At 70.4% G+C, this 12,934-nt stretch carries 12 protein-coding genes; 4 read left to right on the top strand and 8 right to left on the bottom strand.

Going from position 1 to position 12,934, the window contains the following annotated elements; genetic code table 11:
* Window positions 1-250 precede the first annotated feature (250 nt).
* From PV396_RS27290 to PV396_RS27280, 3 genes are read right to left on the bottom strand one after another with little or no spacing between them, the layout of a single operon-like run.
* Window positions 251-1,171: an acyl-CoA dehydrogenase family protein gene (locus tag PV396_RS27290; RefSeq protein WP_319208914.1), complete on the bottom strand. Its 921-nt coding sequence runs from the start codon at window positions 1,169-1,171 to the stop codon at window positions 251-253.
* A gap of 9 nt (window positions 1,172-1,180) precedes the next feature.
* Window positions 1,181-2,323, bottom strand: coding sequence for an acyl-CoA dehydrogenase family protein (locus PV396_RS27285; protein ID WP_319208912.1), 1,143 nt, complete (start codon window positions 2,321-2,323; stop codon window positions 1,181-1,183).
* A complete protein-coding gene (locus PV396_RS27280) occupies window positions 2,323-3,522 on the bottom strand; it encodes an amidohydrolase family protein (protein ID WP_319208911.1) in 1,200 nt (399 codons plus the stop codon). Before PV396_RS27280 ends, PV396_RS27285 begins: the two co-directional genes overlap by 1 nt.
* Window positions 3,523-3,720: 198 nt before the next feature.
* Between PV396_RS27280 and PV396_RS27275 the strand changes: the two genes are divergently transcribed.
* Window positions 3,721-5,298: a class I adenylate-forming enzyme family protein gene (locus PV396_RS27275; protein WP_319208909.1), complete on the top strand. Its 1,578-nt coding sequence runs from the start codon at window positions 3,721-3,723 to the stop codon at window positions 5,296-5,298.
* Here PV396_RS27275 and PV396_RS27270 read toward each other — a convergent pair.
* Window positions 5,247-5,789 carry an EF-hand domain-containing protein gene (locus tag PV396_RS27270; protein ID WP_319208906.1) on the bottom strand — a complete coding sequence of 181 codons (543 nt, stop codon included), beginning with the start codon at window positions 5,787-5,789 and terminating at the stop codon, window positions 5,247-5,249. The genes PV396_RS27275 and PV396_RS27270 overlap by 52 nt on opposite strands.
* A 185-nt stretch (window positions 5,790-5,974) precedes the next feature.
* A complete protein-coding gene (locus PV396_RS27265) occupies window positions 5,975-6,376 on the bottom strand; it encodes an STAS domain-containing protein (protein ID WP_319208903.1) in 402 nt (133 codons plus the stop codon).
* 362 nt (window positions 6,377-6,738) lie between these two features.
* Between PV396_RS27265 and PV396_RS27260 the strand changes: the two genes are divergently transcribed.
* Both PV396_RS27260 and PV396_RS27255 read left to right on the top strand, forming a co-directional pair.
* Window positions 6,739-7,386, top strand: a complete 648-nt coding sequence (locus PV396_RS27260) for a sigma-70 family RNA polymerase sigma factor (protein ID WP_319208901.1) — start codon at window positions 6,739-6,741, stop codon at window positions 7,384-7,386.
* On the top strand, window positions 7,383-8,753 hold the full coding sequence (locus PV396_RS27255) for a zf-HC2 domain-containing protein (RefSeq protein ID WP_319208900.1): 1,371 nt from the start codon (window positions 7,383-7,385) through the stop codon (window positions 8,751-8,753). Before PV396_RS27260 ends, PV396_RS27255 begins: the two co-directional genes overlap by 4 nt.
* Before the next feature lie 181 nt (window positions 8,754-8,934).
* Here the strand turns inward: PV396_RS27255 and PV396_RS27250 are convergent, their stop codons facing one another.
* From PV396_RS27250 to PV396_RS27240, 3 genes are all read right to left on the bottom strand, one after another.
* On the bottom strand, window positions 8,935-9,900 hold the full coding sequence (locus PV396_RS27250; protein WP_416071496.1) for an endonuclease/exonuclease/phosphatase family protein: 966 nt from the start codon (window positions 9,898-9,900) through the stop codon (window positions 8,935-8,937).
* A gap of 54 nt (window positions 9,901-9,954) precedes the next feature.
* Window positions 9,955-10,848 (bottom strand): formyltetrahydrofolate deformylase, encoded by an 894-nt coding sequence (gene purU / locus PV396_RS27245; RefSeq protein WP_319208895.1) that lies wholly within the window; start codon window positions 10,846-10,848, stop codon window positions 9,955-9,957.
* A gap of 132 nt (window positions 10,849-10,980) precedes the next feature.
* Entirely contained in the window at window positions 10,981-11,481 is a 501-nt protein-coding gene (locus PV396_RS27240; RefSeq protein WP_319208893.1) for an SCO4402 family protein, read from the bottom strand.
* Window positions 11,482-11,598: 117 nt separating this feature from the next.
* On the opposite strand from PV396_RS27240, the gene PV396_RS27235 reads away from it, so the two are divergent.
* Window positions 11,599-12,921 (top strand): ABC transporter substrate-binding protein, encoded by a 1,323-nt coding sequence (locus PV396_RS27235; protein WP_319208891.1) that lies wholly within the window; start codon window positions 11,599-11,601, stop codon window positions 12,919-12,921.
* Window positions 12,922-12,934: the final 13 nt, after the last annotated feature.

The following is a 12,934-nucleotide window of genomic DNA, read 5'->3' as shown; positions in this document are numbered from 1 at the left end:
CGAGCGGCGCGCACTGCCGAATCCGGGGCCGCCTCAGGGGCAACACCGGGATGGCTCGACCTCGGAACCACTCGCATTCCACAGAAGGTACCGGAGCGAACACGCGACTCCGGGCTGTGACAAGTCACGCGTAGGACACAACCCGATATCAACGCTGAGTAATCTCAAAATGCTTGGACCACATTTCCATCACGCCACAATCGGCGACATTATTCGGCCATTCACGGCTGCGCCCCTTGTCACCCCCTAGTCACCGCGCCTCGGCCAGTAACTCGGCGGCGAGCAACTCCTCACACTCCGTCACCGAACCGGGCCGCCGGGCCCGTACCCACGCCCGCTTCAGATACAGATGGACGTCCGACTCCCAGGTGAATCCCATCCCGCCGTACACCTGAAGGCAGTCCCGCGCCCCGCGCACGGCGGCCTCGTCGGCGAGCAGCCGGGCCGCCGCGACGTCCGCCGGATCGACGGTGACGGCGGCCGCGTACACCGCCGCGCGGGCCACCTCGACCCGCACCAGCATCCCGGCGCACAGATGCTGCACCGCCTGGAAGGCCCCGATGGGCCGCCCGAACTGCTCACGGGTCCGCGCATGTTGCACGGCCAGCTCACACACGCGCCCGGCGCCACCGAGCTGCTCGGCGGCGGTGAGCAGGGAAGTCAGGAGTACGTCCGTACGGCCACTGCCGGAGTCCGGAGCGGCTGCGGTCCCGTCGGCCGCGATGCCGGCGACCCGGTGCAGTGGCGTGAGCGGATCCACCGACCGCATCGGCACCGCCGCCCCAGCGCCCTCCCCCCGCACGACATCCGCCGCCGCAAGCCACTCCACCACCCCCTCACCGTCCACGACGGTCACCACCGCCTCCCCCGTCGCCGCCCCCGGCACCTCACCCGCCGCGAGGTGCGTGGCGATCAGCGGCCCCGGCAGCAGTACGCGCCCCGCCTCCTCGAACGCCAACACCGCCTCGGGCAGCCCGAGTCCGACCCCGCCCACCTCCTCCGGCAGCCGCAGCGAGAAGAACCCGGCGTCCCCCAGCTCCCGCCACAGCCCCCGGTCGAGTTCGGGGCCCTCGGCGACCTCCCGCAACCGCTCGCGCCCGAACCGCGCCGCCAGCAGCTCCCGTACGCCCTGTCTCAACGCCCGTTGATCCTCGGTGAGTTGGAAACGCATGGGCGAGTGTCACCGTCCCTTCGGCAGCCCGAGAACGCGTTCGGCCACGATGTTGTGCTGGATCTGGGAGGTGCCGGCGGCGATGGTGTACGACAGTGAGGACAACCGGTCGAGCACCCAGGGCTGTTCGAGATCCAGAGCCGCGCCACCCGCCCCCAGGACCTCCGCCGCCGCCTCGTACAGCTCCTGGCGGGCGTGCGAGTACCGCAGCTTGAAGACGGACCCGCCGACCCCGGGTACCCCCCTGGCCGCCTCACTCGCCTCGCTCACGTTCCACTGGGTCAGCCGCCACAGCGCCCGGAACTCGGCGTTCAGCCGCCCGAGTCCGCGGCGCAGTACGGGGTCGTCCCAACGCCCGTTCTCCCGTGCCGCCAGGGCGAGTTCGCCCAGCACGCGCCGACAGGCCACCACCTCACCCACGAACGCCGTACCGCGCTCGAAGGACAGCGTCACCATCGTCACGCGCCAGCCGTCGTTCTCCTCGCCGACCCGGTTGGCGACGGGCACCCGGACCTCGTCGAGGAAGACCTCGGCGAACTCGTTGGACCCGGCGAGCGTGCGCAGCGGCCGTACGGTGATGCCCGGGGCGTCCATGGGCATGGCCAGCCAGGTGATCCCGCGGTGCTTGGGCGCGTCGGGGTCGGTTCGCACCAACAGCTCGCACCAGTCGGCGACTTCGGCGTGCGAGGTCCAGATCTTGGAGCCGCTGACCACGTACTCGTCGCCCTCGCGCCTCGCGCGCGTGCGCAGCGCCGCGAGGTCCGAACCGGCGTCCGGCTCGCTGAACCCCTGGCACCAGACCTCCTCGCCGCGCAGCACGGGCGGCAGCCAGCGGGCCCGCTGTTCGTCGGTCCCCTCGGCGGCGACGGTCGGCCCGGCGTGCAGCAGCCCGACGAAGTTCGCGCCCACATAGGGCGCGCCGGCCTTCTCCGTCTCCTCCAGGAAGATCATGCGTACGGCGGGGTCGGCGCCCCAGTGGACGTCGCCGTACCCGGCGTCGTACAGCGTGCGCTGCCAGCCGAGGTCGTACGCGCGCCGTCCGGGCCAGTTGTCGGGCGAGGGCGCGGTCGGCAGCGAGGGGAGCGTCTTCGCCAGCCACTCCCTCAACCCGGCCCGGAATTCAGCCTCTTGGGTCGTGTCCGCGAGGTCCACTAACGGTCCCGGTCCAGGTCGAGGCCGAGCATGCGGATGGCGTTGCCGCGCATCAGCTTGTAGACGGTCTCGTCGTCGAGGCCCTTCACATGCTCGAGGGCGACCTCCTTGGTGTGCGGGAAGGTCGAGTCGACGTGCGGGTAGTCGGTCTCGAAGGTGGCGTTGTCCCGGCCGACGACATCCAGCGAGGCGACCCCGTGCTTGTCACGGAAGAAGCAGCAGAAGATCTGCCGGTAGTAGTACGTGGACGGGGGTTCGGGGATCAGATCCCGCACCCCGCCCCACGCGCGGTGCTCCTCCCACACGTCGTCGGCGCGTTCCAGGGCGTACGGGATCCAGCCCATCTGCCCTTCGCTGTAGGCGAGTTTGAGGGCCGGGAATTTCACCAGCACCCCGGAGAAGAGGAAGTCCATCATCGACGCCATCGCGTTGTTGAAGCTCAGCGAGGCCTGTACGGCGGGCGGCGCGTCCGGAGAGGCGGCGGGCATCTGGCTGCTGCTGCCGATGTGCATGTTGACGACCGTGCCGGTCTCCTGGCACACCGCGAAGAACGGGTCCCAGTAGCCCGAGTGGATCGACGGCAGCCCGAGGTAGGTCGGGATCTCCGAGAACGTCACCGCCCGGACCCCGCGTTCGGCGTTGCGCCTGATCTCCGCGACCGCCAACTCGACGTCCCACAAGGGGATCAGGCACAGCGGGATCAGCCGGCCGCCGCTGTCGCCGCACCACTCCTCCACCATCCAGTCGTTGTAGGCGCGCACGCACGCCAGCGCGACCTCCTTGTCCTGGGCCTCGGCGAAGGTCTGCCCGCAGAACCGCGGAAAGGTGGGGAAGCAGAGGGAGCCCTCGACATGGTTGAGGTCCATGTCCGCGAGCCGGGCCTTCGGGTCCCAGCAGCCGCGCCGCATCTGCTCACGCGTGATGCCGTCGAGGGTCATCTCGTCCCGGGAGAACCCGACGGCAGCGATGATCCGCTTGTACGGGAACTGCAGGTCCTCGTACTGCCACCAGTCCGTGACCGGGCCCTCGGGGTCGGTCGTGATCCGGTATTTGCCGCCCACGTAGGCGAGTTCGCCGATTCCGGCGGTGAAGGGCCTGGGTCCCCTGTCCCGGTACTTGGCCGGCAGCCAGGTCTCGAAGAGGTGCGCGGGTTCGATCACGTGGTCGTCGACGCTGATGATGCGGGGCAGTTCGGTCATGGGGTCCCCTCCGCCTGGCCGGGTGATGGGTGACGGGTGATGATTGATCATCTGACGATCCGTCAGTTCCAGCCCCTTAGAAGGTTAGACCCGCACCTATGGACCGACAAGGCATCAAGGCCTACGCTCCCCGCACGATCTGACTGTCCGTCAGACGTCCCTTCGCATCCTTCCGGTCAACCGGCCTCAGGGGGCAACGTGAACGCCGTCGACACCGCCCACGCCCTTGGCGCGGCCCGTACCCTCTGGGAACTGGTGGCCCGCCGCGCCGAACTCACCCCCGACCGGCCCGTCTTCCTCCAGGACGACCGCTCGCTCACCTTCGGTGAACTCCGCACCCGTGCCGAGCGGGTGGCGGCGGGCCTGTACGGCATGGGCGTACGCCCCGGCACGGTCGTCGCCTGGCAGCTGCCCACCCGTATCGAGACCGCCCTGCTGTCCTTCGCACTGGCCCGGCTCGGCGCGGTGCAGTCGCCGGTCATCCCCTTCTACCGGGACCGTGAAGTCGGCTTCGCGCTACGGGAGTCGAAGGCGGAGTTCTTCGCGGTGCCGGGGGTGTGGCGCGGCTTCGACCACACCGAGATGGCACGGCGGCTGGGCGCGAAGGGGATCTTCCCGGCGTACGACAGCGACGAACTCCCGGACGGCGACCCGTCGTCGCTGCCGCCCCCGCCTGCCGACGGCACCTCTGTCCGCTGGATCTACTGGACCTCCGGCACGACCTCCGACCCCAAGGGCGTACTCCACACGGACCGTTCGCTCATCGCGGGCGGTTCGTGCCTGGCCCACGCCCTGCGCCTCAGCAAGTCCGACGTGGGCTCGATGGCCTTCCCGTACGCCCATATCGCGGGCCCCGACTACACGGTGATGCTGCTGCTCTACGGCTTCCCGGCGGTGATGTTCGAGCAGTTCGCGCTGCCGGACGCGCTGGAGGGATACCGCAAGCACGGGGTCACGGTGGCGGGCGGGTCGACGGCCTTCTACTCCATGTTCCTCGCCGAACAGCGCAAACAGCCCGGCGTTCCGGTGATCCCCACCCTGCGACTGCTCGCGGGCGGCGGAGCTCCCAAGCCGCCGGAGGTCTACCACTCCGTCGTACGCGAGATGGGCGTGCAGCTCACGCACGGGTACGGGATGACCGAAGTGCCGATGATCACCATGGGGGCCCCGGACGACACCGCCGACAACCTGGCGACGACAGAAGGGCGTCCGCCGGAAGGGATGGAGATACGGGTGGTGGACGGTGAGGTGCGGCTGAGGGGGGAGGCCGTCTGCCAGGGGTATCTGGACCCCGCGCAGACCGCCGAGGCCTTCGACGAGGACGGGTTCCTGCGCACCGGGGACCTGGGATTCGTCACCGGGAGCGGGCACTTGGTGCTCACCGGGCGGCTCAAGGACGTCATCATCCGCAAGGGCGAGAACATCTCGGCGAAGGAGATCGAGGACCTGCTGCACACGCACCCGGGGGTGGGCGACGTGGCGGTGGTGGGGCTGCCGGACGCGGAACGCGGGGAGTTGGTCTGCGCGGTGGTGGAACCAGCGGCAGGGGCAGGGCAGGGGCGAGAGGCTGGGCAGGCGGGCGAGTTGACCCTGTCCGCGCTGACTTCGTATCTGCGGGCGGAAGGGCTGTCCGTGCACAAGCTGCCGGAGCGGCTGGAGCTGGTGGACGCCCTTCCGCGCAACGACGCCCTGCGGAAGGTGCTCAAGTACAGGCTGCGCGAGCGCTACTCGGAGCCGGTCCCGGTGGCTCCGTCCGAGTCGGACACGTCGAAGTAGCGGGCGAACGCGTCGACGATCTCCGTCTCGCCCACCCGGCCGTCGGCGTCGGTGTCGAGCGTCGCGGCGGCCATGGCGGCGATGTCCTCGGGCACGCCGAGCGCCTTCAGGACGCGCTCGGTGTCGCCCAGGGTCGCCGTGCCGTCGTCGTCCTGGTCCGCGACGGCGAGGGCCGCGTGCAGGAAGGGGCGGGCGATCTCGGCGAACCGGCCGGGGTTGTCGTGCAGCCGCTTCACGGCGCCGTAGACGAACTCGTCGCGGGTGATCCGCTGGTCGCCGTCCCGGTCCGCTATCCCCGCCATGCCCTGCCAGAAGGCCTCGGCGCCGCCGTAGAGGGCCTGGCCCTTGTCGGACCGGGCGGGAGTGCCGAACTCGGCGAGCAGCGCCTTGGCCGCCACGTTGAAGTCCTCCCGGTCGATGTAGCCGTTGCCGTCCTGGTCGAAGGTGGTGAACCGGGCGGCGATCTTCCGCCCGTACTCGGAGCTGACCATGTCTGTCGGGCCCGCCTTACGTCTGTGTCAGGGTCTTTCTGGCAGGGAGCGTACGACGTGCGGAGGCCGATGGGGACGGGAAAACGACGCCTGTGCCAAGACTGGGGGAAGACCGGGGGAATTCCCCGACAATCGCGTCACGAAGTACGTCACCGAGCGGGTCACGAACCGCGTCACGAACCGCGTCACGCGGGCGTGGCGGCCTGGAGCGGTGCCGCCGACTCGTCGGCCGCCGTGGTGAGGTCCGCGTAGACGTCGAAGAGACGGCGGACTCCCAGGGCGTTGAGGACCCGGTTGACGTGGTGGGCGTGGGCGCTGTCCGCGGCGCCCTGCGCGGGCAGGATCAGGCGCAGACTGCCCTGGCAGGAGCGCATCAGCCGGCGAGTGGCGATGAGGACGCCGACGCCGCTGGAGTCGCAGAAGACGACCTCGGACAGATCGAGGACGACACGATGGCGCCCCTCGGCCACCGCACTGTGGACCCGTTGTCGCAACTCCGGTGAGGTGACCAGGTCCATCTCTCCGGACACCTGAATCACGATCCAGCCGCCGCGCTCGCCGTCGGTCACCTTGAACGCCACCATCACGCCTCTCGTCCGACTCGCCCGACTCGTCCAACACAAACGGAAGCCCGACCTACGCTTCCTGTTGACGCGGCTGCCCAACAGCCGTGTCACCAAACACCGCACATCGACTCGGCCGAGATCGCAAGAGACTTGCAAGCGGTTTGCAGGGGGCTTGTTTCGGTCACCCGCGATCGCGTTCGATCGAAAGCGACACAGAATGGGTCATGACCGGTCACTCTTCGTCGGTTCTCTACCATCTTTGGCGTCTGGGAGGGCGCACAATGCCGCAAAGCGGAGTGGGCTGTCGGAGGGGCCGACTACATTCGAGCAGAGGGTGGGCGACCGCCGGACCTGGACAGCGGTACAGGGGGTGAGGGAGCAGCATGGCGAAGCAGGACACACCGCCCCGCTGGGACCGCAAGATGCAACAGCGGCTCGCGCGCGGGGAGGCAGCCGCGCTCGGCGAGCTGTACGACCGCTTCGCCTCACTCGTGCACGGCCTCGCCCATCGTGTCCTCGGCGACGAACAGGCGGCCGACCGCATCACCCGCGAGGTCTTCGCCCACGTCTGGCAGCACCCCGACACCTATGACGCCAAAGAGGGCCCGCTGCGTTCCTGGCTGGCCACCCTGACCCACCGTCTGGCGGTCCAGCGCCTGCGCCAGACGGAGACGGCCGCGCTGGCCCAGGGTGACCCCGACACCACGCACACCGACGACGCCTCGGGTTCCTCCACGGGCACCACGAGCTCCACGAGCTCCACGGGCTCCCTGGAGGAACTGGAACGCCGGGTCCGCCGCGCCTCGGTCGCCGCCCGGGCCGACTACATCGTCACGTCGATGCCGGCCCCGCTGCGCGCGGCCCTTGAGCTGGCGTACTTCCAACGGCGCGACTACCGCCAGACCGCCGCCGACCTGGGCGTCACGGAGGCGGAGGCCCGCCGCCGCCTGCGCCTCGGCCTCCAGCTCCTGTCCACGGCCCACGACACGGGCACACCGGGGGCACCCCCCGAATACGGGGGCGCGGTATGAGCGGCGCGGGCCAGGAGGACGGGGCCTGGGAGGGATACGAGGGGTACGAGGGGCATGGCCCCCGGCGCCCCGGAGACGACGCCGGCGAGGGCAGGGGACCGGGAGGCACACCCCCCGAACCCGGCCCCGCCTCCGGCGCAGGCGACGGCCCGCCCCGCATACCGATGCCGCGCTCCTCGGTCGAGGACACGGGCGACGCCCTCCCCGACGCGGCCCGCGTACCGGTCGTCCCGGTCGTCGTCCCTCTCGTCCTGGAACACGACGTGCTGAGGTCGCTGCTCGGGGCGTGGGCGCTGGCCGCCTGTGCGCCGGAGGAGACGCTGGCCGTCGAGGAGCACCTCGGGGAGTGCGGGGCCTGCGCGGACGAGGCGCGGCGCCTGCGCGAGGCGGTGGAACTGCTCCAGCGCCCGGAACCCCTCGACCTGGACCCGACCCTGCGCACCCGTGTCCTGCAGGGGTGCCTCGACCGGCGTCCGCCGCGCATCCCGGTACCGGAGTGGGCGGCCCCGTACGACGCGGAGACGGCCCGCCTCGACGCCCTGCTCCAGGACTTCGGGGACGCCGAGTGGCACGCGCCCGTGCGGCTGCGCTGGTTCGAGGCCGACGAGCAGACGAGCAGGCGTACGACGGTCGCCGGCGTCATCGCGCATCTGCTGAGCGTGGACGGCCTGGTCGCGGTCGCGCTGGGCCTCGACGACCCGCTCACCGGCGAGCACAGGACGCCGGTCGCACCGACTCCGGCAGGCCGTACGGAGGCGTACTGGCGAGCCTCGTACTTCCCGCCGACCCGCTCCGTGAGGGTGCCGTGGCGGGAGCAGAGCCACGACATCGTACGGACGGTGGCCTTCGCGGGCGGAGGCTCGGGAAAGCTGCCGGTACCGTACGGCGATTTCCAACTGCCTTTGAACGAGGCGATGTTGGACCGCGCCTTCGAGTGCTGGGTGCACGCCGGTGATATCGCGGAGGCGGTCGACTACCCCTACGACCCACCCGCCCCGCGCCACTTCCACGGCATGATCGACCTCGCGGCCCGCATGCTCCCGCAGGCCCTCGCCGCCCGCCGCCGGGCAGGCCTGGCCTCCCCGAGCCGGACAACCCGCCACCTGGTCCCGGCCGGCGAACCGGGCCGCAGCCTCCGCCTGGAGATCGAGGGCTCGGGCGGCGGCGAGTGGCTGATCCCCCTGGACTCCCCGGCCGCCCTCCCCTCGGCGGCCCACGAGGTGGCCCATGTCGCCCTGGACGGCACGGAGTTCTGCCAACTCGCGGCAGGCCACGTACCCCCGGAGGAGGCAGCGGCAGGCCAGGACGGCGACCGGGAGGCGATCAGGGATGTGCTGTACGCGGCGGCTTCGCTGAGCCGGATGTGAACAGGTGCACACGAGGTAGCGGGCTCCGGGCACGCTGGTGTCGCGGGGTTCGGCGACCCGGCAGCGGGGGTGCCGGGCCCAAGACGCAGCGGGGGCAGGGAAGAGGGGTTCCGGCGTCCAGTCCGAGTCGACACGCCTGGTCGCTCGCGAAAACGGTGGATCAGCAGCCTGGTGTACGCGATCAGCTCGTCGCGAACCTGATGCCAGCGACCACCGGAAGATGGTCGCTGTGCGTGGCAGGCAACGTGCGGAAGTCCGTGACCGTCGCCGCGCGCGTCATGATGTGGTCGATCCGGGAGACGGGAAACACCTCGGGCCAGCTGAACGCGAAGCGTCGCGCCGACGACTCCATCCGCGAGGTGAGCGGGGCCAGCCCGCGATCGTCCAGCGTGCCGTTGAAGTCACCCAGCAATATCACCTGGTCCAGCTTCTCTGCGGCGACGGCCTCGCCCAGCAGTTCGGCGCTCTCGTCCCGGTAGCGGGAATCGAAGCCGGTCGGCCGGACGCGGACCGAGGGCAGGTGGGCGACGTAGACGGCGACCTCGCCCCACGGCGTACGCGCGCCGGCCCGCAGCCCACGGTTCCAGCCCTCGCCGATCCCCCTGGGCCTGATGTCCAGCAGCCGTACGTCCGTCAGCGGGTACTTCGACCAGAGGCCGACGGTGCCTTCGACCGCGTGGTGGGGGTAGACGGGTGCCAGGGCCTTCTCGTAGAGCGGCAGCGCGGAGGGTGTCAGCTCTTCCAGGGCGATGAGTTCCGAGCCGCCGTCGATCAGCGCTTCCGCGGTGCCTGCGGGGTGGGAATTCTCGTCACTGACGTTGTGCTGGACCGCCGTGATGTCGTGTGCGCCGCCATCCCCGTCCCCGGGGAAGAGCATCCCGCCGAAGAGGTGCGCCCAGACGGCCACGGGGAGCAGCAGGGCCACCAGCGCGGTAGCCGAGCGGCGCAGTACAGCCAGAAGCAGCAGCACGGGGACGGCCAGGCCCAGCCAGGGGAGGAATGCCTCGAGCAGGCTGCCCACATTACCGACGGTGTCGGGCACGGCCGCGTGGAAGGCCTGCAGACCGGAGGTCAGCACGGCCAGCGACGCGAGCACACACCCACGTGCCCAGGACGACCGGCCCTTGGCATCCTTGCCCCACCTCAACCGCCACCGGGGTGCTGCGGTTTCCGATCGGGGCTCCACTCCGCTGTTCACCCCCTAAGCGAACACGACCGTCCGCCGCCCGTTCAGCAGGATTCGCCGCTCCGCGTGCCACTTGACCGCCCGTGCCAGTGCCTGGCACTCCACGTCGCGGCCGATGGCCACCAGCTGGTCCGGGGTCACGTCGTGGGCGACGCGTTCGACCTCCTGCTCGATGATCGGGCCCTCGTCGAGGTCGGCCGTGACGTAGTGGGCCGTGGCCCCGATGAGCTTCACGCCCCGGGCGTGCGCCTGGTGGTACGGCTTCGCGCCCTTGAAGCTCGGGAGGAAGGAGTGGTGGATGTTGATGATCCGCCCGCTGAGCGCCTTGCACAGGTCGTCGGACAGCACCTGCATGTAGCGGGCCAGGACGACCAGTTCCACGTCCTTCTCGCGCACCAGCTCCAGCAGCTGCGCCTCCGCCTGCGCCTTCGTGTCCTTCGTCACCGGGATGTGGACGAAGGGGACGTCGTACGAGTCGACCAGCTCGGCGAAGTCGGTGTGGTTGGAGACGACCGCCGCGATGTCCACGGGCAGCGCGCCGATACGGGCGCGGAAGAGGAGGTCGTTGAGGCAGTGGCCGAACTTGCTGACCATCAGGACGACCCGCATACGGTCCTCGGCCCGGTTGATCTGCCAGTCCATGTGGAAGGCGTCACCGATCGCCGCGAAGCTCGCCCGCAGCTTCTCCACCGTCACGGGCGACTCGCCCGAGAAGTGGACGCGCATGAAGAACAGTCCCGTGTCCCGGTCGCCGAACTGCTGGCTGTCCTCGATGTTGCAGCCGGTCATGAAGAGATAGCTCGACACGGCGTGCACGATGCCCTGCTTGTCGGGGCAGGAGAGGGTGAGGACGTACTGCTCGGCGGGGGCCGCGCCGGTGTCGACGGCCTGGCTGGACTGCTCGTTCATGCCGGACAGGGTCCCATATCCGCCCCGACCGGCCGACTCCCGTCCGCCAACCGGAACGGGCCGACCGGGATGGGGCCATCGGATTGGGGCCGGCCATGACGGGCCACCCTGTACGGGCCGCCCGAACCCGGCCTACGCCGAGCGCGTCAGTATCCGCAGTACTTCCAGCGTGCGCGGCGGGACGTCCGGTTCCTCCCCGTCGCTCGCCGCGAGGCGCACGTGCGCGTCCCGGGCCGCCCGGACCGCCTCCGGCCAGCCCGCGTGGTCGAGGTAGGCCGAGACGGGGGCGTCCGGGCCGACCTGGTGCATGATCCGCAGGACGCGGAGCACGGCGGTGTCGACGAGGGCGGCTTCCTGGGAGTCCCGGAAGATCGTGCCGACGTACTTCTCGGCGGACCAGCTGTCCAGCCAGGTGTCCTCGACCAGGCGGTACACGGCGTCGGTGACGTCCCCGTACCCGTCGACGCCGGCCAGCCAGACGTCCCGCTGGAACACCGGGTCGGAGAGCATGTGCAGCGCGGAGCGCACATTGCTGCGCCAGCGCCACCACGGCATGTCGTTGAGTGGCATGCCGCCCATGGTGGAGGAGCGACGGCCGCGACGGGAAGAGTCTTCCGAACCTTGCACGGTCATCGATCGTACGTTCCCCTCGAAAACGAGACCCACACCCCCCGTAATTCACCTCACCGCCACCGGCTGTCGACCGACAGTCACACGTGGGTTGGCTGTGTGACGGAATCGTGCATGCCCATGACCGGCAGGCGACGCATCCGCAGCACCTTCCGCAACACCTTCCGCAACACCTTCCGCAACAACCTCCCCGGTACCTGGGGTGTCCGGGCCGTCGGCGCGTTCGCCGTGTGCGCGGCGCTCGCCGCGGGCTGCGGGGTCGTCCCCGGCACCTCGGACGGTACGGGAAGCGACATCACCGTCATGACCTGGGCGCCGGAGAACACCGACGCGACCAACAAGCCCGGCATGCCGGCCATGGCACAGGCGTACGCCCGCTGGATCAACGCGACCGGCGGTCTGAACGGGCGCAAGCTCAAGGTCCTGACCTGCAACGACCACAACGAGCGGGTGGCAGCCGCGAAGTGCGCCCGCCGCGCCGCGGACGAGGACGTCGTCGCGGTCGTCGGCTCCTACAGCCAGTTCGGCGACGACTTCCTGGGCCCGCTGGCCTCCGCCGGAATCCCGTACATCGGCGGCTACGGCGTCACCAACGACGAGTTCACCAACCCGATGTCCTACCCGGTCAACGGCGGCTCGCCCGCCCTCCTCGCCGGCCTCGGCAAGGAACTCGCCGAGGTCTGCGGTCCCGTCGCCCTGGTCCGCCCCGACTCCATCGCCGGCGACCAGCTGCCCCAGCTCCTCGACTCCGGCCTGCGCGCGGGCGGGCACGATCCGGCGCTCGACCAGCTGGCCGCCGAGAACGCCACCGAGTACGGCACGCAGACCAAGGTCGCCCTGGAACACACGACGGACCCGAGGTCCGGGCGCAAGGGCTGTGTGGTGCCGGCGCTCGGGGACCGCACCAACACCTTCATGGACTCCTTCCGACGCGACCGCCAGGACTATCCGGCGGTGCGCACCGCCGCCATGCTCGGCAGCGTCGACCAGACGGTGATCAACGCGAACGGCGGCAGGTCGGGTCCGTACGAGGACTCGTACATCACCGGCTGGTACCCGGCCGCCGGTGACGTCCGCTGGGCACAGATGAAGAAGGTCATCAGCGAAGAGGCCTTCGGCGACAACCGCATCGACCCGCAGGACGCGGGTGTGCAGACCACCTGGATCGCGTACACCGTCCTGAAGGCGGTCGTGGAGTCGCTGGAAGGCGGCGAGGTGTCCTCGATCACCGTCCGGCGGGCCCTCGACGACGGTCTGCGGGTCACCACCGGCGGCCTCACCCCGACGCTGCGCTGGCGCCTGGAGGACCTGCTCGCCGTGGCGGGCTTCCCGCGCCTGGTCAACGCGCGGGTGACCCTCCAGGTCGTCCGCGAGGGCCGGCTCGTCGCCGCCCGCAAGGACTTCGTCAACACGTCGAAGCTGCTGGAGAACGTCGAGGACTGAGCGGTCAGAGCAC

This window comes from Streptomyces sp. ME02-8801-2C (assembly GCF_033793965.1).
Classification (GTDB): Bacteria; Actinomycetota; Actinomycetes; order Streptomycetales; family Streptomycetaceae; genus Streptomyces.
This window is presented reverse-complemented; position numbering and strand designations above follow the sequence as displayed.

Excerpts from the sequence above, each read along its gene's own strand:
- purU (WP_319208895.1), bottom strand. The coding sequence starts at position 10,848 with ATGAACGAGCAGTCCAGCCAGGCCGTCGACACCGGCGCGGCCCCCGCC.
- PV396_RS27235 (WP_319208891.1), top strand. The coding sequence starts at position 11,599 with ATGACCGGCAGGCGACGCATCCGCAGCACCTTCCGCAACACCTTCCGC.
- PV396_RS27240 (WP_319208893.1), bottom strand. The coding sequence starts at position 11,481 with ATGACCGTGCAAGGTTCGGAAGACTCTTCCCGTCGCGGCCGTCGCTCC.
- PV396_RS27270 (WP_319208906.1), bottom strand. The coding sequence starts at position 5,789 with ATGGTCAGCTCCGAGTACGGGCGGAAGATCGCCGCCCGGTTCACCACC.
- PV396_RS27255 (WP_319208900.1), top strand. The coding sequence starts at position 7,383 with ATGAGCGGCGCGGGCCAGGAGGACGGGGCCTGGGAGGGATACGAGGGG.
- PV396_RS27290 (WP_319208914.1), bottom strand. The coding sequence starts at position 1,171 with ATGCGTTTCCAACTCACCGAGGATCAACGGGCGTTGAGACAGGGCGTA.
- PV396_RS27260 (WP_319208901.1), top strand. The coding sequence starts at position 6,739 with ATGGCGAAGCAGGACACACCGCCCCGCTGGGACCGCAAGATGCAACAG.
- PV396_RS27280 (WP_319208911.1), bottom strand. The coding sequence starts at position 3,522 with ATGACCGAACTGCCCCGCATCATCAGCGTCGACGACCACGTGATCGAA.